The sequence below is a fragment of the Klebsiella sp. MISC125 genome (assembly GCF_051131775.1).
GTDB lineage: Bacteria > Pseudomonadota > Gammaproteobacteria > Enterobacterales > Enterobacteriaceae > Klebsiella.
Window position 1 is genome coordinate 5,620,579 of record NZ_CP180448.1, and the last position, 21,820, is coordinate 5,642,398.

A 21,820-nucleotide genomic window follows, 5' to 3' on the forward strand; every position below is an offset into this window, starting at 1 on the left:
TTCCTGTTCACAGTTTTATTCCGTATCAACTCAGAGAACCGCTTTAATTTTTTTTACGGCACCCCAGTCATTAATATATTCATACGAAAGATTGGCGCCGCTAACGAGGGAGGCGTTACCTTTTAATTTGAAATTTAGATGATTCATTGGCGCTACCATTTCACCCGCAACGGTAGACTTTTTACCCCCTTGATTTACAGCAATAGAAACCAGGGAGATGTAATATGGGGATGTATTCTTCGCTTGCAGTTCGTTACCCACAATTGACCACTTAATATTCTCAGCAGCATCAGACGCTTTAGCTCTATCGGCAATAGCACTTGGGCGATAGAAAAGCTTTATACGAGTGCGAAATGCCATCTGCAAACGGTTAGGCACATTCTGTTTAGCGGGAGGTATCTCCAGAACATTGAGCCAATAAACCGACTCACGATCCTCTGGCAATTGAGGAGAGGCAGTATAACTAAGGCGTAGCGTCTGGCTCTTATCGGGTTCAATTCTATTAACTGGCGGCGTCAGAATAAATGGGGCGACAATTTTTTCAGGTTTAGCACTCACATCACCATTATCGATCCAACTTTGAACCAACACTGGTAGCGTTCCTGTATTTGATAGCTTAACCGTGACTTCCCGCTCCGTACCAGGATAAATAACTCGAGTACCATTCACAACTACACTGGCAATACCTGAAACAGGTAATAATAAGGAAAAAATAATCCCACCGGATAGCGCTAACTGACTCAATTTTCGCAGCATAGAATCTTCCTTAGATAAAAAAGGGGGGATCCTCCCCCCTGTACAGAAATTACTGAGGCTTACTTATACATCAGGTTGTAAACAACGGAGCTGCTTACGGTACCGGCAGTCGTCGCGCTTTCAGCATAATACTGAACAGCGTACGGCAGCAGTGCGCTACCTGCAGTGGCGCCCGCAGAAGTGTCAATTGCGACATAAGCCGTGTTGTTAACCTGGTCGGTATTACCCACGTTAATCACTGCATAGCTGTTAGATGCGTCTAACAGTTGCAGGCTAGCGCCGGTTGCGTTACCCGTCATATTCTTCAGACGACCAGTGCTCAGATCAACAGAGTTACCAGGCTGGAAGAAGGTGGCAACGGTAGAGTGACCAGCTGTACCAATAGAACATTTAGACAGGCTCATATTGAAAGCAGTACGCCCAGTCACATCACCAGTAGCAGCCAGTTCGTTAATACCAACGGTCGGCAGGGTAACGGTAGCATCAGCACCCTGACCTTCGATGTCGACTTCACAAGTTGTATCAGTCAGTTCGCCGTTAAAAGTAATAGTCCCGGTAGACGCCGCCTGAGCAGAGACCGCAGCTAAACCCAGTACCGCTGCAATAGAGAGAGTCATAATTGATTTTTGCATATTAATATTTCCTTATTAATAATAAAATTTTACCATCATTGGTAATTCATGATTTCAGGCGCACCCCCAGCATCATGCGAACTGGCACTGCTCATATTTAATACCCGGCGGTATCAACATGTTTATTCAATGGCTTATCAGAACACTCTTCTGCTTCTGATAATTATTCCGGCATAAAATCTGATAAAGATATCTGACGCCCTGAGAGTTCATTGGCCAAAAACCACAAAGCTTCATCGCCTCAATTTTAAAACGATATACAGAGGCTAATGACGTATCCAGACTGGATGCCACGCTGTGGTTATCCTTTCCGTCAATTTGCGCACAAATGACCGTTTCTTGATTTGCAGTAAGCGTACGGTAATTCCCTGAAATCGAAAATCGAATCAGACCAGAAACAATATTCTCCATGGTTTCCCTTTTAGAGAGATAACCAAACTCCCATGACTTATGAGAAGTACTGTGGGTAAGGTCAAATATCGGGATAATCAACCCATTACAATTCCTGAGTTTCCACACAATGTTCTTGAATGACCAGCAACAGTCAACATCAATAAGGATGACTGAACCGTTCACATCTTCAGGAAACTTCCCTTGAATAATATCCGATGGATTAAAAGACATTACTGCTTTCTTTAGATTTTTTAACGTTTCCCCCAATCCATAGGAAAAATATCCATCGTTAGAAATAATATAATAATTAACCATATAGCCGCCTGTTCCGTCAGGGTAGCAAAGTCATAGTCAAATTATGATGCTTTCAGTTCCGTCTACATCATACCCACAAGAAACATCTTATCTGGTGCTTATTTTGGCAAAATATTTTTTTATGAAAAAGCTTTTTTGCCACGAATAAACAAATAAAAAATTAAATCAAAAACCACTAGCACTTATCAAAATAAAAATACAACAATTAACAAAATAAAAGATAAATAAACCATAAAGATGCATCAAAAGCAGGTGTTAATTCCAAATATTCACAATCAAACGACCAATCAAACTTTTGGATTAAGATAAAAATAAATAATCACGATCCAGGCAGATAACAGCACCAATTGAATAACAACAAACCAACACTAAAGGAACAAATGTTAAACGGCACTAATAATCCTATCCAATATTTATAATCATCATCCAAACCTGAAAATCACATTAGTTACTGAAAAGTTAACCCATAACAATAATCCTAAGAATATAAATTTGTTCTACTCAGATATTTCTTGTCTTATCTCATCAATGTGAACTTAAGAGTTGAGCAAACGCTTAAAAGTCCTCAAATCCCGAAAACCATATGCGCTCTGCCCTACCACCACCCTTCACTCTAGAGGGAAGGAAACATTAACTTTCATAGCTAAACTCAGATGAGATGACACTTCATTAAGTAATAGCGGTGATGAACATGATCTGGTATCCATTTTTTTAATCGAGCTTCATCTCCAGGGTAACGGAGGCTCGTTCCGTTTACTGAACCTCGTAGAGATACGATAATGTGACACTGGTAAGGAGATTATTGATTTACACATAAGAATTCCGTCTCTTACTTAGCAATTAAGATGAAAGAAAGCACTTGCTTTATGGCTCATTTTTCGTGGCAAAGACCTTAACGGAATCCCCATAATAAAATTTATGTTATTGTGCTAATTAATTAGAAACAATTCACCATATTAATTAATGACGTATGCATGTAAATGATTTTACATTGAAATTGAGATTTTACTCATTTAAACAAAGAATAAATTAATAATTATTAACAAATTAAAAATAGAAAAAAAGAAAACACACTAACACATTGAAACAAAAGAATTTTATATTTAAAAACCCTGAACTGAAGAAAATTTAAACATTTAAATCCAGGTGTAAGGTTACTGCCAGATACAGTGCGGCTACCAATTGCAAACGCTGCGAAAGTTTACTTGATGAGGTTTTTACCCGCGTTTGGATAATACATCGCCAACGTATTGTGGAAAGTAAAGGCCCAGAAACATCAACGGCTCCCGTTGGGAGCCGCCTTTTTACCGTGTTGCCATACCACTATTCAGGTTAAGCCATCTCTGTTTGCAGACGGATAACCTGACGATTGACTTCGGACATCACTGACAAATGCAGCTTGTCCCTAACCTTCGGGATAAGGATTTTGCCCTTATCGAACTCAAAAGCGCCAACGTCCTTGATATACAAACGTCCACGGAACAGGATTTTCACGTACTTCGCTACTTGTAGCGGGTTGTAGCGTTGGAAAATTTTCATTGTTGTCTCCTGCCAGGGTTACGCTCTTGTGGTGCCACAGTTAGCCCACGTACCGGGAGCGCAAATTTTAATGCCCTGAAACTATAGTCCAGAATCTGAGTGATACCCAGTATGTATAAGTTTATTTACTCTTTGATGACATTAATTCAGAGTTTTCGTTTCAGGCATCCGATGAAGGTAGTATAAGTCGCCGATTTTGGACGAATTTGTGCGTTAACCCGCAAACTGGCACCATCATTGCGGGTAATGCTCATAGATCGCACTTATGATTAAAGAAGACCAAGTGGTCGGATCACCTGCAAAAATAATAAAAGGAAACACCATGACCCTACGTAGATTACTGGCCGCTTCATGTCTCCTCTTCCCACTGGTGGCGTCGGCACATAACTTTGTCGACGGTCAGCGCGTCGCGCCGGTCGGCGTGGCGGACCGGGGAGAATTAGTGCTGGATAATGATAAGTTTAGCTATAAAAACTGGAATAGCTCGCTGCTGGCAGGAAAAGTGCGCGTCGTGCAGCACATTGCCGGACGCTCATCGGCAAAAGAGAAAAACGCAACGCTGATTGAGGCGATTAAAAGCGCGAAGTTGCCGCACGATCGCTATCAAACCACCACCATCGTCAATACCGACGATGCTATCCCCGGCTCGAGTATATTTGTCCGCAGCAGTATTGAGAGCAATAAGCAGCTCTATCCGTGGTCGCAGTTTATTGTCGATAGCAATGGCGTGGTGCGCAAAGCGTGGCAGCTTAATGAAGAGAGTTCCGCAATCGTGGTGTTGGATAAAGACGGTCGCGTGCAGTGGGCCAAAGATGGTGCGCTCACTCAGGATGAAGTGCAGCAGGTGGTCGCCCTGCTGCACAAACTACTCAGTAAATAGAGACCCGGAAGCCGGGGTTGAGGAACGATTCACGCGGCGTGTAATCAAGGGTGCGCCCCTGCCAGTCGTGAACGTGCGCCCCGGCAGCGCTGGCAACAGCGTGACCAGCTGCGGTGTCCCAGGTACAGGTCGGCCCGAAACGCGGATAAAGCTGGGCCTGACCTTCAGCCACCAGGCAGAACTTGAGCGAGGAACCGATTGAGGTGGTCTGGTGTTCACCAAGCTGCTCCAGATACTCCTGCAGCTCCGGGTCATTGCCGTGGGAGCGGCTAATCACCACCAGCGGCGGGCGCGCATCACGAACCTGAATCTGCTTATGGACGCCGCACTCTTCTTTCCATGCTTTCCCCTTTTCCGCGCTGTACATCACCTTCATTACCGGGGCATAAACCACACCAAGCGTCGGTTTCCCGTTTTCAATCAAGGCGATATTGACGGTGAATTCACCGTTACGTTTGATAAATTCTTTGGTACCGTCCAGCGGGTCTACCAACCAGTAGCGCTGCCAGTGTTGGCGGATTTCCCATGCCGGCGGATCCTCCTCCGACAGAACCGGGATATCAGGAGTCAACGCCATCAGGCCGCTAATAATCACCTTATGCGCTGCAATATCCGCCGCCGTGACCGGAGAATCGTCCTTCTTGCTGGCAACATCCATCGGTTGTTTTCCATCGTAAACATCCATGATGGCATCACCCGCGATCCGTGCAAGCTGACATACTTGTTCTAACATTCTCCACCTCTTCTGGTTACAGTGGCGTTAACTCGTTGTTTTATTTATATCGCATCATGGTGAGTTCCGCTATCTGTGATAACGCTGGCGGTTTCATTGACCGTTTTTCTGGCATGATTCACATTTATGTAAGCAACAGAATGTAAAAACATTTTCTACTGTGTCATAGCTCATGAAAGGATGCCTCTGATGATTAAGTTTAGCGCAACGCTGCTGGCCACGCTGATCGCTGCCAGCGTAAATGCGGCAACGGTCGATCTACGAATTATGGAAACCACCGATCTGCACAGCAACATGATGGACTTTGACTATTACAAAGATACCGCGACGGAAAAATTTGGTCTCGTACGCACCGCATCTTTGATTGAAAAAGCGCGTCAGGAAGCCAAAAACAGCGTGCTGGTTGATAACGGCGATGCTATCCAGGGAAGCCCGCTGGCTGACTATACGGTTGCTGAAGGGCAGAAAAAAGGCGATATCCACCCGGTATATAAAGCGATGAATACCCTGGATTATGTGGTAGGCAACCTCGGCAACCACGAATTTAACTATGGCCTCGAGTTCCTGCGCAAAGCGCTTTCGGGTTCGAAATTCCCCTACGTAAACGCCAATATCATCGACGCCACGACCAACAAACCGATGTTTACCCCTTACCTCATTCAGGATACTCAGGTTCAGGATCATGACGGTAAAACTCACACATTGCGTATTGGCTATATTGGCCTTGTGCCGCCGCAAATCATGAGCTGGGATAAAAAAAATCTCCAGGGTAAGGTCACCGTCGAGAGCATTACCGAAACTGCCAAAAAATACGTTCCGGAGATGCGTGAAAAAGGCGCTGATGTGGTGGTGGTGATCGCCCACTCCGGCCTTTCTGCCGATCCCTATCAGGCGATGGCGGAAAACTCCGTTTACTATTTAAGCGAAGTTCCCGGCGTCGACGCCATTATGTTTGGCCACGCTCATGCGGTGTTCCCGAGCAAAGATTTCGCCGATATTAAAGGCGCAGATATCGACAAAGGTACGCTTAACGGCGTTCCGGCGGTCATGCCTGGAATGTGGGGAGATCATCTTGGGGTCGTCGATCTGGTGCTAAATAACGACAGCGGTAAATGGCAGGTCACCCAGGCGAAAGCCGAAGCTCGGCCAATTTATGATGCCGTTGCAAAAAAATCGCTGGCGGCGCAGGACAGTAAAATGGTGGCGGTATTAAAAGCCGACCATGACGCTACGCGCGAGTTCGTCGGTAAACCGATCGGTAAATCGTCGGACAACATGTACAGCTACCTGGCGCTGGTACAAGACGATCCGACCGTGCAGGTGGTGAATATGGCGCAGAAAGCCTATGTCGAGCGCCATCTTGAGGAGAATTCTGACCTGGCGGATCTGGCGAAACTGCCGGTACTCTCCGCCGCCGCGCCGTTCAAGGTTGGCGGACGTAAAAACGACCCTGCTGGCTTTGTTGTTGTGGAAAAAGGCGAGCTAACCTTCCGCAACGCGGCAGACCTGTATCCGTTCCCAAATACTTTGGTGGTGATGAAGGTCAGCGGTACAGAGGTCAAAGAGTGGCTGGAGTGCTCCGCCGGGCAGTTCAATCAGATCGACCCAACCAGCAGTAAACCACAATATCTAATTAACTGGGACGACTTCCGCACCTATAACTTTGATGTCATTGATGGTGTGGATTACCAGATTGATATTACTCAACCAGCACGCTACGACGGCGAATGTAATGAAATTAATCCGCAAGCCGAGCGGATTAAGAACCTGACCTTTAACGGTAAACCTGTTGACCCGAATGCCACATTCCTCATTGCCACCAACAACTACCGCGCCTACGGCGGTAAATTCAAGGGCACCGGCGAAGACCATATTGCCTTCGCCTCGACCGATGAGAACCGCACAGTGCTGATAGACTGGGTTGACGCACAGACGAAGAAAAATGGAGAGATCCACCCAACAGCGGATAACAACTGGCGCCTGGCCCCCATCCACAGTAAAACACCGCTGGATATTCGCTTTGAGACTTCACCGGACAATAAAGCCGCAGCGTTTATTAAAGAGAAAGCACAGTATCCGATGCATCAGGTAGATACCGACAAGATTGGTTTCGCCATTTATCAGCTGGATTTGAGTAAGTAATGACCTGTTAGCCGGGAACTCTCCCGGCTCACGCCACCTGCTCGTGGTTCGCCAGAACTGCGGGCAGATTCAGTTCTATCCAGTCTGCCAGTTCCGCCACCTTCTCACTCACCTGCTCGCCGAGCGGAGTCAGACTATATTCAACATGCGGCGGTACAACGGGATACGACACGCGATCGATAAACCCATCCAGCTCCAGCGCCTGCAGCGACTGGGCCAGCATCTTTTCGCTCACGCCGCCGATCTTGCGGCGCAGATCGCTAAACCGATGGGTGCCATCACGCAGGGCCACCAGAATCAGTACGCCCCAGCGGCTGGTCACATGCTTGAGCACTTCGCGTGAAGGGCACTGTTCGGCAAACAGGTTGCCGTTGCGTAGCTGCTCACTCAACGTCAGATTCGCCATATTCATACTTACCTTTTTGTACGTACTTACTAAAAGTTAGTTAAGGTGTTAGCTTACCACAACTACTTATGAACACGAAGGAGAAGACCCATGATCGCAATTACTGGTGCTACCGGCCAGCTTGGCCAACACGTTCTGGAAAACCTGTTAAACACCATCCCTGCCGGGCAGATTGTCGCTATTGTGCGTAATCCTGCCAAAGCCGAATCTCTAAGCCAACAAGGCGTAATGGTTCGTCAGGGCGACTACAGCGATGAAGCCGCGCTGACCGCCGCCCTGCAGGGTGTCGATAAACTGCTGCTGATCTCATCGAGCGAAGTGGGCCAGCGCGCCGTCCAGCACCGCAACGTGATTAATGCCGCTAAGGCCGCTGGGGTGAAATTTATCGCCTATACCAGCCTGCTGCACGCCGATATATCCCCGCTGGGACTGGCGGATGAACATATTGCCACCGAGAAAATGCTCGCTGACTCCGGCATTGCGTACGCCCTGCTGCGCAACGGCTGGTACACCGAAAACTACCTCGCCAGCGCGCCGCCGTCGATTGAGCATGGCGTGTTTATCGGCGCCGCCGGTAACGGCAAAATCGCCTCCGCCACCCGCGCTGATTACGCCGCCGCCGCGGCTCGCGTGATCGTCGAAGAGGGCCATGCCGGGAAAGTGTATGAACTGGCGGGTGACGACGCCTGGACGCTGAGCGAACTTGCCGCAGAGCTGGGCAAACAAAGCGGTAAAAACGTGGTATATCAAAACCTCAGCGAAGCCGACTTCGCCGCTGCGCTGAAAGGCGTCGGCCTGCCTGCTGGTCTGGCTGATATGCTGGCCGACTCTGATGTTGGCGCATCAAAAGGCGGCCTGTTTGACGACAGCCGCACCCTGAGCGCGTTGATTGGCCGCCCGACCACTACGCTGGCTGAGAGCGTCAAAGGCATTCTGTAACTGTTACATACTGGTTAATTTTTGTAGCATCCCGGCGGGCCATCCTCAATAATGAAAGGATGTTCGTCGGGAGTGATTACATGCAAGGCGTACCAGAACAGTTCAACGATGAAAAAGACAGCGCGCGCTTTCGCCACCTGGCGCAGGTGCCCGGCGTCGAACTGTACCATGCCCATATCTCCCGCTACGCCTTTGAACCACACACCCATGAAGCCTTTGGTATTGGCGCGATTGAACTCGGCGCCGAGCGTTTTCGCTATCGCGGCAGCCAGCACGTGGCGTCGGTCAACTCCATCGTCACCATGAACCCCGATGAACTGCATACCGGCGAGGCGGAAACCGCCGATGGCTGGCGCTATCGAATGATATATCTCGATCCGGATATGCTGGAAGAGGTGACCGGTGTGCGCCACTGGTGGTTCAGGGAAGTGGTACGTCAGGACCCGCTGCGCTCCCGGCAAATTGGCAATTTGATCTACGGCCTGTGGCACACCGACGATCCGCTGGCGCAGCAGGGTCTGCTGCTGGATTTAATCGACACCTTCCGTCCGTTCGCCCACCACGCCGCTATATTGCCCGAGGCTGCTCACCGCTTTGAGCGTGTACGCGAATATCTGCACGACAACTATATGCGTACAGTTACCCTGGATGAGCTGGCGCAGGTGGCGGCGCTCAGCCCGTATCATTTCCAGCGCCAGTTTAAGGCCCACTTCCACGTTACGCCGCACCAGATGCTGATGGCTATCCGCCTGTGGCGCGCCAAAGCTTTTCTCACCCGCGGCATGCCCGCCGCCGATGTCGCTCTCGCCGCCGGATTGGCCGACCAGTCGCATCTGACCCGCGCTTTCACCCGCCGCTATGGCATTACGCCAGTGCGTTATCAAAAACAGGTTCTCCCGCGCTAAAGCGCAATCTCATACAATATTCTCGCATTCACCCTACCTATACTTTCGCCAACAGAAATAGCGATGGAAGACTTGATGATTAGCGGTGTGCTGTATGCCCTGCTGGCAGGGTTGATGTGGGGATTGATATTCGTCGGTCCATTATTGGTACCGGAATATCCGGCGGTATTGCAGTCGATGGGGCGCTACCTGGCGCTGGGGCTAATTGCCCTGCCGCTGGCCTGGCTTGGTCGCGCCCGGCTGCGTCAGCTCTCCGGCAAAGACTGGTGGACGGCGCTGGGGCTGACCATGATGGGCAACTTAATCTATTACGTCTGCCTGGCCAGCGCCATTCAACGTACTGGCGCGCCGGTCTCAACGATGATTATCGGTACCCTGCCGGTGGTGTTGCCGGTCTTTGCCAACCTGCTCTATAGCCAGCGTGACGGTAAGCTACCGTGGCGACGTCTGTTCCCGGCGCTGATTTGCATTGCCGTCGGCCTGGCGTGCGTCAATATCGCCGAACTGCGTCAGGGTCTGCCTGATTTCAGCCCCTGGCGCTACGGCTCCGGCGTTGGTCTGGCCTGCATTTCTGTGGTCTGTTGGGCCTGGTATGCCCTGCGCAATGCGCGCTGGCTGCGGGAAAACCCCGATAAACCGCCGATGATGTGGGCCACGGCGCAGGCGCTGGTGACGCTGCCAGTTTCGCTGGCCGGATACCTTGCCGCCTGCTGGTGGCTGCACGGACAGCAGGTTAGCTTTCCGCTGCCCTTTGGCCCGCGCCCAACGGTGTTTATCACGTTGATGCTGGCGATCGCCGTGTTCTGTTCATGGGTCGGCGCGTGGTGCTGGAACGTAGCCAGCCAGCGCCTGCCGACGGTGATCCTCGGGCCGCTGATTGTCTTCGAAACCCTCGCCGGGCTGCTGTATACCTTTATTTTGCGCCAGAGTCTGCCGCCGTTTCTGACGTTCAGCGGCATTCTGCTACTGGTGCTCGGCGTGGTGTCCGCAGTGCGTGCTCGTCCGGAAAAGCCTGTATTACAAGAACTGGTCAGCGAGAAAAAATAGCCTGGTACCCTAAATGGGTATTCCCTTGCCAATAAGATGCATTTAAAATACATTTTATATTTTTGATAACGAGGTAACTGCATATGGCTTTCCGTGACCAACCTTTAGGTGAGCTGGCGCTGACAATTCCGCGCGCCTCCGCGCTGTTCCGTAAATACGATATGGACTACTGCTGCGGCGGCAAACAGACGCTGGATCGCGCGGCATCCCGCAAAGAGCTGGACGTCGCGGTGATTGAGGCCGAGTTGGCGAAACTGGCGGAGCAGCCGGTCGAGCGCGACTGGCGAGTGGTGCCGTATGCGGAAATCATCGATCATATTATCGTTCGCTACCACGACAGGCACCGCGAGCAGCTGCCGGAGCTGATTTTACAGGCCACTAAAGTGGAACGCGTTCACGCCGACAAACCTAACGTTCCTAAAGGCTTGACCAAATATCTGACCATGCTGCATCAGGAGCTTTCCAGCCATATGATGAAGGAAGAGCAGATTTTGTTCCCGATGATCAAACAGGGTATGGGCACTCAGGCTGGCGGCCCCATCAGCGTGATGGAAAGTGAGCATGATGATGCTGGCGAGCTGCTGGAAGTGATTAAACACATCACCAACAACGTGACGCCGCCGCCGGAAGCCTGCACCACCTGGAAAGCGATGTACAACGGCATCAACGAACTCATTGATGACCTAATGGAGCACATCAGCCTGGAAAACAACGTGCTGTTCCCGCGTGCCCTCGCAGGAAAGTAAATAAAAAGGCGCCCGTAGGCGCCCTCGACATTGTCAGTCTTATTGGCCACTCCGGGTGGCCTTTTTTATGACGGGCCGTTGCAAGCAACGTTGAAAATCTCTTCTGAAGATTTTTTTATTTCGCCAGACGTTTCTTACCAGCAAACAACCAACCTGCCCCCAGCAGAATAAACCACAGCGGGGTCACGATCAGCGCTTCGCGCGTATCGGCTTCCAGCGTCAGCAGCACCAACACAAAGACGAAGAACGCCATGCATACCCAGCACATCAGCTTGCCCAGCGGCATCTTATATTTAGACTGCTCATGCAGTTGCGGACGCTTTTTGCGATACACCAGATATGAGCACAGGATAATCGTCCAGACGAACATGAACAGAATCGCTGAAACCGTGGTGATCATGGTGAAAGCAGCAATCACGCTCGGGTTGACCATCAGCATCACCACGCCGCCAAGCAGGCACATGCAGGAGAAGGTCAGGCCTTTCGCCGGGACAGCACGCTTAGACAATTTGGCGAACATTTTCGGTGCCTGTCCATCCTGCGCCAGACCAAACAGCATACGGCTGGTCGAGAATACGCCGCTGTTGGCGGAAGAAGCCGCCGAGGTCAGCACCACGAAGTTAATCAGGCTGGCCGCCGCTGGCAGACCGACGAGAACAAACAGCTCAACGAACGGGCTCTTCGACGGTACCACTGAGCTCCACGGCGTCACCGACATAATCACAATCAGCGCGAAAACGTAGAACATAATGATACGCAGCGGGATGGAATTAATTGCGCGCGGCAGGGATTTCTCCGGATCTTTGGTTTCCGCCGCTGTAGTGCCCACCAGCTCGATACCGACAAAAGCGAAGACCGCTATCTGGAAGCCAGCAAAGAATCCGCTAATACCTTTCGGGAACCAGCCGCCGTCATTCCATAGATGAGCGAAAGAGGCTTCGACGCCGGTCGGTGACTGGAAGTGCATCAACACCATCACCAGACCAACCACGATCAGCGCCACAATGGCGACGATTTTGATCATCGCGAACCAGAACTCCATCTCACCGAACATCTTCACGGTGGCGAGGTTAAGGCTCAGCAGCAGCAGAATAACCGCCAGCGACGCAACCCAATCGGAAAGCCCCGGGAACCAGAACTGAGCGTAGGCGGTGATCGCCACCACGTCCGCCATGCCAGTGACCACCCAACAGAACCAGTAGGTCCAACCGGTGAAATATCCTGCCCACGGCCCCAGCAGGTCGGCAGCAAAGTCGCTAAACGATTTATATTCGAGATTCGACAGCAGTAATTCACCCATGGCGCGCATGACGAAAAACAGCATGAAGCCGATTATCATATAAACAAAAATAATTGATGGCCCGGCGAGGCTAATAGTTTTGCCGGAGCCCATAAACAGCCCGGTGCCTATCGCACCACCGATAGCAATAAGCTGAATATGCCGGTTAGTGAGATTTCGCCGCAGCGATTGTTCAGTCGGAGCCTGCTCGTCGGCAGCGACTTTGACCTGATCTACCATGTGATTTTTTCCTGTTGTACCTGTCTGTGTTGTTCGGGCTCTATTGGCCCTTAATTCGTCTTAACCCTGGAACGAGGGGTTTATCGATATTAGGTAAGAATCGGAGGGATGAATACTATGATTTAGAGATAATGTTAATTTTATGTTTAAAGTGAGTGTTATATCACTCCAGTTGCGCGAAAGAGCTCACAAAAATACACCCATAAAGCAGATATGCAATACAAAGCTCTAATAAATGCCTAACTTAAGGGTTTTACACTATTTAAAGCGCCCCCTCCCCCGAACGGGAGAGGAAGCCCCTGCTGTTTAGATAATATCCAGCAGTTCAACTTCAAAAATGAGGGTGCTGAACGGAGGAATGGATGCTCCCGCGCCGCGCTCACCGTAGGCCAGGTTGTGCGGAATGGTCAGTTCCCATTTGGAGCCCACCGGCATCAGGGTCAGCGCTTCAATCCAGCCACCGATAACGCCGGTTACCGGGAACTCAGCCGGCTCGCCGCGCGCGACGGAGCTATCAAAGACGGTACCGTCAATCAGTTTACCGGTGTAATGAACGCGAACGTGGTCAGTACGGGCTGGGATCGGGCCTTCACCCTGGGTCAGAACGCGGAACTGCAGGCCGGATTCGGTGCTGTTCACGCCTTCGCGTTCGCGGTTTTCATCCAGGTATTTCTCGCCATCCGCGGCCATTTCCTGGAAGCGCTCGCGACGCACGGCATCCGCACGTTCGTGGATTTCACGCAGCGCGCGATGAACGGCTTCCACCGGCACCTGCGGCTGTTTACCTTCCAATGCATCAGCGATACCGGCGACCAGCGCTTCCGGTAGCAGCCCCTGCAGGCCAGATTCGCTCAGCTGTTGTCCAACCTGCAAGCCGATACCGTAACTTGCCTGTGCTTCAGTCGTGTCAAAAGTCGGGGTTGCCATCTTTGTTCCTTTATTGGGTGAGAATTTCATACTCTACGGCTTCGCGGCAGAAGCGGAAAAAGCCGGTGGGAAGCATAGCAGCCACAGCACGACGGGTAAAACTTTGTCGCCTGGATGATGACAAATCTAAGGGAAACAGAAACAATAGAGAAATAAGGTTAACCTCACGAAACATATCTTTGTCTCGTCCTTCAGGAAGTTAGCCATCTATACTCTAGAGAGCAGGATAAAAATATGCGGAGCAGGAGGAAAGCCATGCCCGGGCGCTTTGAACTGACATCTACCCTGGCGAAGATCTGGCACGCCCCGGATCGTATTCGCATCATGGATCCATTACCGCCCATGCATCGCCGGGGCATCATTGCCGGTGCCCTGCTGGTGATTATCGGTATTCTGCTCCCGTCTGAAGATAACAGCAGCCCGGCGCAGGCCAGCCGTGAAGCAAATCTCGACCTGCAATCTCAGTCGCAGCCGCAATCTTCAGGCAATCAGGCCGTCCCGCTGCCGCCTATCACCAACACGCCGCCGGTCAACGACGCCGATCAGATGGCACCGGTCGCGCCGGAGCCCATTCAGGATGAACAACCGGACCAGGCACCACAGCAGACTGCATCTCAACCGTACCAGGAGCCACAGTCAACCCCCGGTATAGAGCAGCAGTGGCGGACCTATCGCATTGAATCAGGCAAAACTCTCGCGCAGCTATTCCGCGACCATAATCTGCCGCCAACCGATGTTTACGCCATGGCGCAGGTGGAAGGCCCGGGTAAACCGCTCAGTTCACTGCAAACCGGGCAGACGGTGCAGATTCGCCAGAACGCCAGCGGCGTGGTAACGGGGCTGACTATCGATACCGGCAGCGGCCAACAGGTGCTGTTTACCCGCCAGTCGAACGGCAGCTTTATTCGCGCCCGCTGAGAGAATCAGGCGTCACGAGAAGCCAACTCAGAATGGTTTCTTTGATGACCCGACGCCTGACTTCCAGAGCCTGCGGCGAGACCATACTGATGTGGTAAACCAGCCCTAAAGTATGCTGGTTAATTAAGTAATACCCCCCAAGGGCGGCAATACTAATATTGACCTGCAGCGGGTCGATATCGGCTTTGAAGATATTTTGTCGCTTCCCTTCGTCAAGCAGCGAAGCCATTAGTTGCAGGTGCGAGTGGTTAATTTCCGGCAGACGCGTTGATTTTGCATAATGAACCCCTTTGCTCTGGTTTTCACTATGAACGATTTTGAGAAACCAGGGATTATCGATGTAATAATCCCACGTAAAATCGATAATCTTCTCGATGGCTTTATTAGGGGAAAGCCCTGATACATCAAGATTTTTCTCTTTCTGGCGAATATCGTTCCAGATATATTCCAGGACTTCGATAAATAAATTTTCTTTATTACCGAAGTGGTGGTAAACGGTTTGTTTACTGCACTCTGCCGCTTTAACAATATTATCAACCCTGGCGCCTTCATAACCATATTCGGCAAATTCATTGACTGCGCTTAAAAGCAGTTTTTCTTTCAGGCTTTGTGCATTGCTGGTATCAAGATACATTCCGGTTCCCCATTCGCCCCACGCGGTACTTATCATAACGTTATTTTGCACCAGCTCCAGTAAAAAGCATAAAAACAATATAATTCAGTATGTTATTAAGAACCCAGTGATCAAACTCACAAACCAACCAACTAGATGGTTGATCTTTTAATGTTCCGTAGGCATTTTGATACCACCAGGGGATGCCCTTCTTCATTGTGAGGTTACAAATGACATCGAATAAATCCGTCGCCATCATCACCGGAGCCGCTCGCGGTATTGGCAAAGGCTGCGCGCTTGAGCTGGCTCGTGCCGGATTCAATCTTTTAATCAACGATCGTCCGGATGCTGAAAGTATTGAAAAGCTGAAAGCCACCCTGCAGGAATGCATCGCCGAAGGCGCGCAGGTTATCTGCTTCCCGGCGGATATTGCCGACCTGTCGCTGCACGAAGAGATGCTCGACGCCGCGCAAAATCAATGGGGTCGGCTGGATTGCCTGTTGAACAACGCCGGGATCTCGGTCAAAAAGCGCGGTGATATTCTCGACATGCAGCCGGACAGCTTTGACGAAAATATTGCCGTCAATACCCGCGCCCCCTTCTTCCTCGCGCAGTCGTTCAGCAAGCGCCTGCTGGCGCAGCCGAAGCCGGAAAACGAACTCCCGCATCGCTCGATTATTTTCGTCAGCTCAATCAACGCCATCATGCTGGCAATGAATCGTGGCGAATACACGATGGCCAAAACCGCCGTCTCTGCCGCCGCTCGCCTGTTCGCTGCCCGTCTGTGCGACGAGCAAATTGGCGTTTATGAAGTCCGCCCCGGGCTGATTAAAACCGAAATGACCGTTCCCGCCACCGCCTACTATGACGATCTGATCGCCAAAGGGCTGGTGCCGTGGGGCCGCTGGGGCTTCCCGGCAGATATCGCCTCAACCGTCCGCGCCATGGCGGAAGGCAAGCTGATCTACACCTGTGGGCAGGCCGTTGCGATTGATGGCGGCCTGAGCATGCCGCGTTTCTGAGGTCGAAGAATGAGAGATTTATTGCAACGCCCCGACCTGTTTAGCATCAATACCGCGACGCTCGGCTACAAAACGCCGCTGCCCGCCATCATTGATGCCTGCGCGGAGCGCGGGATTGGCGCGATTGCGCCGTGGCGAAGAGAGCTTACGGGCGAAAATTTAGCGGACATCGCCCGTCAGTTGGCGGCGAACAACATGGCGGTGTCCGGATACTGCCGCAGCACGTACTACACCGCGCCGACCCTGTCAGAACGTAAGATCGCCATTGATGACAACCGCCGTGCTCTGGACGATGCCGCAACCCTGAATGCCGCCTGCTATATGCAGGTGGTAGGCGGACTACCGCAGGGGAGCAAAGATTTATACGAGGCGCGGGAGCAGGTGAAGTACGGCATTCGTCAGCTATTGCCGCACTCCAGGGAAGTCGGCGTGCCTATCGCCCTGGAGCCGCTGCACCCGATGACCGCCGCCGACCGCTCCTGCCTGTGCACCCTGCGCCAGGCGCTGGACTGGTGCGATGAACTCGATCCCGACGGCGAATACGGGCTGGGCGTGGCGGTGGATGTTTACCACGTCTGGTGGGATCCGGATCTCGCAAATCAGATCCTGCGAGCGGGAAAACGCATTCTGGCCTTTCACGTCTCAGACTGGCTGGTGCCAACCACCGATCTGGTCAATGACCGGGGTATGCCGGGCGATGGCGTGATTAATATCCCGTCGATTCGTCGGCTGGTGGAAAACGCCGGTTTTAACGGCGCGGTGGAATTAGAGATTTTCTCACCGCACAACTGGTGGAAAAAGGATATCAACAGCACGCTGGATATTAGCGTCGACCGCATCGCGCATTATTGCTAAGGATGAATCATGAATGAACAACCCGTTCTGTTTAGCAGAGCGGCGGCTTCCTGTCGCCTGACGCTGAACCGTGAAGATAAATGTCACGCTATTAATGAAGAGATGATCGAATTACTCGATCGCTATTTAAACGAAATTGAAAATGACACCTCGCTGCGCCTGGTGGAATTAACCGCCACCGGGGATAAATTTTTCTGCGCGGGCGGTGATATTAAATCCTGGTCCGCTTATTCACCGCTGGATATGGGCCGAAAATGGATTAAGCGCGGCAACGAGGTTTTTTCCCGCCTGCGCAATTTACCGCAGCTTACCGTGGCGAATATTAACGGTCACACCATCGGCGGCGGCATCGAACTGGCGCTGAGTTGCGATGTTCGCATCGCCCGACCGACGGCAAAATTCTCCACCCCGGAAGTGATGCTCGGCATGGTCCCCGGCTGGCTGGGCATCGAGCGGGTGCTGAATCAGGTCGGTCCGGTGGTGGGTCGCCAGATGCTGATGCTGGGTCAACGTCTTAACGCCCAGGAGGCGCAATCCGCAGGACTGATTAATGAAGTCGTGGAAAAAGAGGCAGCGGAGAGCTGGCTTGCAAATCAGCTTAGTGCAGTAGAGAAATGCGGCCCGGTCGCCCTGGCGCATATTAAGCAGCTCATTCTGGCGTTGGAAAATAAACATGCCGACTACTCGCACCAACTACTGGCTGGATTAATGTCCGCCACCCAGGACTGCCAGCAGGCGACGCAGGCTTTTGCCAATAAAAGCCAGGCGAGTTTCCAGAATCAATAAGGAAAGGATGATGAATAAAATCACAACCGCCGACGCTGTCGCCGCGCAGATTAAAGATGGTGCCACCATTGCTATTAGCGGCAACGGCGGCGGCATGGTCGAAGCCGACTATTTACTGGCAGCGATTGAAAAACGCTTTCTGGAAACCGGGCACCCTCGTGACCTGACGCTTATCCATTCGCTGGGCATTGGCGATCGCGACCACAAAGGCACCAACCGCTTCGCCCACGCCGGGATGCTCAAGCGGATTATCGCCGGGCATTTCACCTGGTCGCCCAAAATGCAGGCGCTGGTGAAAAACGAAGAGATTGAAGCTTACTGCTTTCCCGGCGGCGTGATTCAGGCGCTACTGCGGGAAATCGGCGCTGGTCGGCCGGGACTTATTACCCACGTTGGGCTGGGATCGTTTGTCGATCCGCGCCATGGTGGCGGAAAGTCCAACGCCTGCACCACTGACGATCTGGTCGAACTGATTGAGATCGATGGCGAAACGAAACTGCGCTACCGCCCGTTTAAGGTGGATTACGCCATTGTGCGCGGCACCTACGCCGATCCGCGCGGCAACGTCAGTCTTGAAGAGGAAGCGATCAATATGGATAGCTACTCGATGGCGCTGGCGGCGCACAATAGCAGCGGCAAGGTGTTCGCTCAGGTACGCGACGTGCTGGAGTCGGGCGCAATTGCCCCGCGTAGCGTCACTCTGCCGGGGATTCTGGTCGATGGTATCGTGGAGTATCGCGAACAGCCGCAGACCTACCTCGGCGGCTACGATCTGACGATCAGCGGCCAGCATCGCCGCCTTTGTTCCAGTGATGCAATAGAGCTGGTCAGCCATCCGGTTCGTCGCCTGATTGCCCGCCGCGCCGCCCGTGAGCTGGTGGCTGGTGCATCCACCAACTTCGGCTTTGGGATTCCCGGCGGCATTCCCGGCATCGCCCTGCGCGAAGGTGTGCCTTATCAGAGCTTGTGGCTCAGCGTGGAGCAAGGCGTGCATAACGGCATGATGCTGGACGACGCATTTTTTGGCTGCGCGCGCAACGCCGATGCCATTATTCCTTCGCTGGACCAGTTTGAGTTTTACAGCGGCGGCGGGATCGATATCACTTTCCTCGGCATGGGTGAGATGGACCAGCAGGGCAACGTCAACGTGTCGCATCTCAACGGCAATCTGATTGGACCCGGCGGCTTTCTGGAAATCGCGCAGAACGCCCGCAAGGTGGTGTTCTGCGGCACATTTGACGCCAAAGGCAGCAGGGTTAACGTCACGCCAGACGGCCTGCAAATCGAGCAATCAGGGCAGATCCCGAAGCTGGTTACCGCGGTGGAAAAGATCACTTTCAGCGCCAGCTACGCCCGCCAGAGCGGACAGGAAGTGCTGTATATCACGGAACGCGCGGTGTTTCAGTTAACGGAGGCGGGCGTTGAGTTAATCGAGGTAGCCCCTGGCGTCGATATTGAGCGCGATATTCTGCCGTATATGGCTTTCCGCCCATTGTTCAACCAGCCGCGCCTGATGGACAGCGCGCTGTTTAGCGCGATGGGGGAAGCATGAGCCAGATTAATGACGCCATCCTTGACGCCCTGACGCATGTCTCTTTTCCTAAGGGATTCACTCAGGCAGAACCAAATTCCGTTCTGACGCTTGATAACGTCAACTACCCGGTATGGAAAGCCGATGCGCTGGTGGTCGGTAGCGGCGCTGCGGGGCTACGCGCTGCCGTTGAGCTAAAACGCCGCCAGCAAAACGTGCTGTTGGCAACCGCCGGATTATATATGGGGACCTCCGCCTGTTCCGGTTCGGATAAGCAGACGTTGTTTACCGCCGCCACCGCAGGCAATGGCGATAATTTCCTTAAACTGGCCGACGCGCTGGCCAGCGGCGGCGCCATGGATCACGACACCGCCTATGTGGAAGCGGTAGGTTCTCTGCACACGCTGGGCGGGTTGCAATTCCTTGGGCTGGAGCTGCCGGAAGACCGATATGGCGCGATTCTGCGCTATCAAACCGACCACGATGAAGCTGGGCGCGCCACCTCATGCGGCCCACGAACTTCGCGCCTGATGGTGAAGGTTCTGCTGGAAGAAGTGCAGCGGCTGCATATCCCGCTGCTGAGCAGCGCGACGATTATCAAGCTGCTGCGTCAGCGCGATGACTCAGGTAGCGAACGCGTTGTCGGGGCGATTATGGCAACCGGCTCCCGCGCCCATAATCCGTGGGGACTGGCGCTGGTCGTCGCACCTAACGTGGTGCTGGCCACCGGCGGCCCTGGAGAGTTGTATCGCGACAGCGTCTACCCCCATAAGTGCTTCGGTTCACTGGGGCTGGCGCTGGAGGAGGGAATGACGCTGGCCAACCTGACGGAAAGCCAGTTTGGTATCGGTACACCGCGCAGCCTCTTTCCGTGGAATTTATCCGGCACCTACGTGCAGGTGATCCCCTATATCTATTCGGTTGATAGCGACGGTAACGAGCATAATTTCCTCGCCGACTACTACCGCACCACCAAGGAGCTGGCGTCCAATATCTTCCGTAAAGGGTATCAATGGCCGTTCCATGCGACCAGGGTGATGGACTTTGGCTCCAGCCTGTTAGATATGGCGGTGGCGCATGAGCAGCAGTTGGACCGCAAAGTCTATATGGACTTTAACCGCAATCCTGAAGCGGTGCCGGGCGATCTCCCCTTCTCGCTGGAACGGCTCGAAGACGACGTGCGGGCTTATCTGGACAACAACGACGCGCTGGCGGCGCTACCGATTGAACGCTTGCGACAAATGAACCCGCTATCGATCGCCCTGTATAAAATGCACGGTCACGACCTGGCGCAAGAGCCATTGCAGTTCGCCATGAACAACCAGCATATGAATGGTGGTATTGAGGTCGACATCTGGGGGCAAACGTCCCTGCCCGGCTGCTTTGCAGTAGGTGAAGTCGCCGGAACCCACGGCGTCACCCGCCCCGGCGGCGCGGCGCTCAACGCCGGACAGGTCTTTGCCGTGCGGCTGGCACGTTATATTGCGCAAGCGGGCAGGCATGATCATCCGGACGATCTGCACGCGCTGGCTGCAACGGCGATGGCGACGGTCAGAGAGGTCATCGGCCAGGCGCTGGAGAATCAATCCGGAATGTCGTTACTGATGGTCAAAAAGCAAATTCAGGCGCGGATGTCCGATTCAGCCGGTTTTATTTGCCGTGCTGAAGATATTGGCCATGCCAGCCGCGATGCGCAGCTCCTGCTGGAGTTTGTCCGGCAGCATGGGCTGACCATCAACCACCCGGCTGAAATTGCAGAACTGTTTATGTGGCGGCAGCTAACGGTGACGTCGGCAGCGGTTCTCACCGCATTGGACCATTATGTCACGGCTGGCGGGGGAAGCCGGGGCGCAAGAATGATTCTGGATGCCAACGGAGAATGCCTGCCAGTCGCTCGCCAGGGCGCGGTAGAAGCCTGGCGCTTCCGCCCCGAAAAGAGCCATGATAAAGAGTGTAAAATCACGATCAAATATCATCAAAACAAATGGATTATTGCTGACAAAAAACTAAGGAGCCTTTGCGATATTAAGAATAATTATTTTGAAAAAAACTGGCCAGACTTTCTTTGCGGTAAAATCTATTTAAGCGAAAGTTCAAAGTAGATATTTAACACACCACCGCGCCCTACGGCCAATACATAAAAACAGCTCTGTGACATGCCTGACTTTCCCTGGTGAGTGAATCAACACCAGGGAATCAAAATATATATCTATTAT

Annotated in this window: 21 protein-coding genes; 12 read left to right on the plus strand and 9 right to left on the minus strand. The window is 52.4% G+C overall.

The window, feature by feature from the left end; all coding sequences use genetic code 11:
- Window positions 1–30: 30 nt before the first annotated feature.
- The 4 genes from ACMYSL_RS26265 to ACMYSL_RS26280 all read right to left on the minus strand — a co-directional run bounded on the left by ACMYSL_RS26265 (window position 31) and on the right by ACMYSL_RS26280 (window position 3,635).
- Window positions 31–756: a fimbrial biogenesis chaperone gene (locus ACMYSL_RS26265; RefSeq protein WP_434660484.1), complete on the minus strand. Its 726-nt coding sequence runs from the start codon at window positions 754–756 to the stop codon at window positions 31–33.
- A gap of 59 nt (window positions 757–815) precedes the next feature.
- Window positions 816–1,388: a fimbrial protein gene (locus ACMYSL_RS26270; protein ID WP_182235765.1), complete on the minus strand. Its 573-nt coding sequence runs from the start codon at window positions 1,386–1,388 to the stop codon at window positions 816–818.
- Between the two features lie 126 nt (window positions 1,389–1,514).
- A complete protein-coding gene (locus ACMYSL_RS26275; protein WP_182235763.1) occupies window positions 1,515–2,096 on the minus strand; it encodes a hypothetical protein in 582 nt (193 codons plus the stop codon).
- 1,332 nt (window positions 2,097–3,428) lie between these two features.
- Complete coding sequence (locus ACMYSL_RS26280; protein WP_110274431.1) at window positions 3,429–3,635, minus strand: DUF1107 domain-containing protein; 207 nt, start codon at window positions 3,633–3,635, stop codon at window positions 3,429–3,431.
- Between the two features lie 322 nt (window positions 3,636–3,957).
- On the opposite strand from ACMYSL_RS26280, the gene ACMYSL_RS26285 reads away from it, so the two are divergent.
- Window positions 3,958–4,515 (plus strand): YtfJ family protein, encoded by a 558-nt coding sequence (locus tag ACMYSL_RS26285; protein ID WP_139540969.1) that lies wholly within the window; start codon window positions 3,958–3,960, stop codon window positions 4,513–4,515.
- On the opposite strand, the gene cysQ is transcribed toward ACMYSL_RS26285, so the two are convergent.
- On the minus strand, window positions 4,505–5,248 hold the full coding sequence (gene cysQ / locus ACMYSL_RS26290; protein WP_434660485.1) for a 3'(2'),5'-bisphosphate nucleotidase CysQ: 744 nt from the start codon (window positions 5,246–5,248) through the stop codon (window positions 4,505–4,507). The two genes, ACMYSL_RS26285 and cysQ, sit on opposite strands and share 11 nt — an antisense overlap.
- Window positions 5,249–5,437: 189 nt before the next feature.
- On the opposite strand from cysQ, the gene ACMYSL_RS26295 reads away from it, so the two are divergent.
- Complete coding sequence (locus ACMYSL_RS26295; RefSeq protein WP_434660486.1) at window positions 5,438–7,390, plus strand: bifunctional 2',3'-cyclic-nucleotide 2'-phosphodiesterase/3'-nucleotidase; 1,953 nt, start codon at window positions 5,438–5,440, stop codon at window positions 7,388–7,390.
- 28 nt (window positions 7,391–7,418) lie between these two features.
- Here ACMYSL_RS26295 and ACMYSL_RS26300 read toward each other — a convergent pair whose 3' ends face one another.
- Entirely contained in the window at window positions 7,419–7,796 is a 378-nt protein-coding gene (locus ACMYSL_RS26300; protein WP_112216241.1) for a winged helix-turn-helix transcriptional regulator, read from the minus strand.
- A 90-nt stretch (window positions 7,797–7,886) separates the two neighbouring features.
- On the opposite strand from ACMYSL_RS26300, the gene ACMYSL_RS26305 reads away from it, so the two are divergent.
- The 4 genes from ACMYSL_RS26305 to ytfE all read left to right on the plus strand — a co-directional run bounded on the left by ACMYSL_RS26305 (window position 7,887) and on the right by ytfE (window position 11,433).
- Entirely contained in the window at window positions 7,887–8,735 is an 849-nt protein-coding gene (locus tag ACMYSL_RS26305) for an SDR family oxidoreductase (RefSeq protein ID WP_434660487.1), read from the plus strand.
- A gap of 80 nt (window positions 8,736–8,815) precedes the next feature.
- The gene (locus tag ACMYSL_RS26310) at window positions 8,816–9,640 is read left to right on the plus strand and encodes an AraC family ligand binding domain-containing protein (protein WP_434660488.1); all 825 of its coding nucleotides are present in this window, start codon (window positions 8,816–8,818) and stop codon (window positions 9,638–9,640) included.
- 75 nt (window positions 9,641–9,715) lie between these two features.
- A complete protein-coding gene (locus ACMYSL_RS26315; RefSeq protein ID WP_434664273.1) occupies window positions 9,716–10,687 on the plus strand; it encodes a DMT family transporter in 972 nt (323 codons plus the stop codon).
- A gap of 83 nt (window positions 10,688–10,770) precedes the next feature.
- Window positions 10,771–11,433 carry an iron-sulfur cluster repair protein YtfE gene (gene ytfE, locus ACMYSL_RS26320; RefSeq protein WP_181483897.1) on the plus strand — a complete coding sequence of 221 codons (663 nt, stop codon included), beginning with the start codon at window positions 10,771–10,773 and terminating at the stop codon, window positions 11,431–11,433.
- Between the two features lie 115 nt (window positions 11,434–11,548).
- Here ytfE and cycA read toward each other — a convergent pair whose 3' ends face one another.
- Together cycA and fklB are read right to left on the minus strand one after the other, a co-directional pair.
- Window positions 11,549–12,952 carry a D-serine/D-alanine/glycine transporter gene (cycA, locus tag ACMYSL_RS26325; RefSeq protein WP_434660489.1) on the minus strand — a complete coding sequence of 468 codons (1,404 nt, stop codon included), beginning with the start codon at window positions 12,950–12,952 and terminating at the stop codon, window positions 11,549–11,551.
- 306 nt (window positions 12,953–13,258) lie between these two features.
- On the minus strand, window positions 13,259–13,879 hold the full coding sequence (gene fklB / locus ACMYSL_RS26330) for an FKBP-type peptidyl-prolyl cis-trans isomerase (protein ID WP_182235749.1): 621 nt from the start codon (window positions 13,877–13,879) through the stop codon (window positions 13,259–13,261).
- A 255-nt stretch (window positions 13,880–14,134) separates the two neighbouring features.
- Between fklB and ACMYSL_RS26335 the strand changes: the two genes are divergently transcribed.
- Window positions 14,135–14,797 (plus strand): OapA family protein, encoded by a 663-nt coding sequence (locus ACMYSL_RS26335; RefSeq protein WP_434660490.1) that lies wholly within the window; start codon window positions 14,135–14,137, stop codon window positions 14,795–14,797.
- Here the strand turns inward: ACMYSL_RS26335 and ACMYSL_RS26340 are convergent.
- Entirely contained in the window at window positions 14,781–15,431 is a 651-nt protein-coding gene (locus tag ACMYSL_RS26340; RefSeq protein ID WP_434664275.1) for a TetR/AcrR family transcriptional regulator, read from the minus strand. The genes ACMYSL_RS26335 and ACMYSL_RS26340 overlap by 17 nt on opposite strands.
- 209 nt (window positions 15,432–15,640) lie before the next feature.
- Here ACMYSL_RS26340 and ACMYSL_RS26345 point away from each other — a divergent pair, with 209 nt between their 5' ends.
- The 5 genes from ACMYSL_RS26345 to ACMYSL_RS26365 are packed head-to-tail and all read left to right on the plus strand — an operon-like array spanning window position 15,641 to window position 21,706.
- Window positions 15,641–16,432, plus strand: coding sequence for a 3-ketoacyl-ACP reductase (locus ACMYSL_RS26345; protein WP_434660491.1), 792 nt, complete (start codon window positions 15,641–15,643; stop codon window positions 16,430–16,432).
- Between the two features lie 9 nt (window positions 16,433–16,441).
- Complete coding sequence (locus ACMYSL_RS26350) at window positions 16,442–17,287, plus strand: sugar phosphate isomerase/epimerase family protein (protein ID WP_434660492.1); 846 nt, start codon at window positions 16,442–16,444, stop codon at window positions 17,285–17,287.
- A 9-nt stretch (window positions 17,288–17,296) separates the two neighbouring features.
- Window positions 17,297–18,073, plus strand: coding sequence for an enoyl-CoA hydratase/isomerase family protein (locus ACMYSL_RS26355; protein ID WP_434660493.1), 777 nt, complete (start codon window positions 17,297–17,299; stop codon window positions 18,071–18,073).
- Window positions 18,074–18,083: 10 nt separating this feature from the next.
- On the plus strand, window positions 18,084–19,625 hold the full coding sequence (locus ACMYSL_RS26360; RefSeq protein ID WP_434664278.1) for an acyl CoA:acetate/3-ketoacid CoA transferase: 1,542 nt from the start codon (window positions 18,084–18,086) through the stop codon (window positions 19,623–19,625).
- Window positions 19,622–21,706, plus strand: a complete 2,085-nt coding sequence (locus tag ACMYSL_RS26365; protein ID WP_434660494.1) for an FAD-binding protein — start codon at window positions 19,622–19,624, stop codon at window positions 21,704–21,706. The genes ACMYSL_RS26360 and ACMYSL_RS26365 overlap by 4 nt, the downstream gene beginning before the upstream one ends.
- Window positions 21,707–21,820 lie beyond the last annotated feature (114 nt).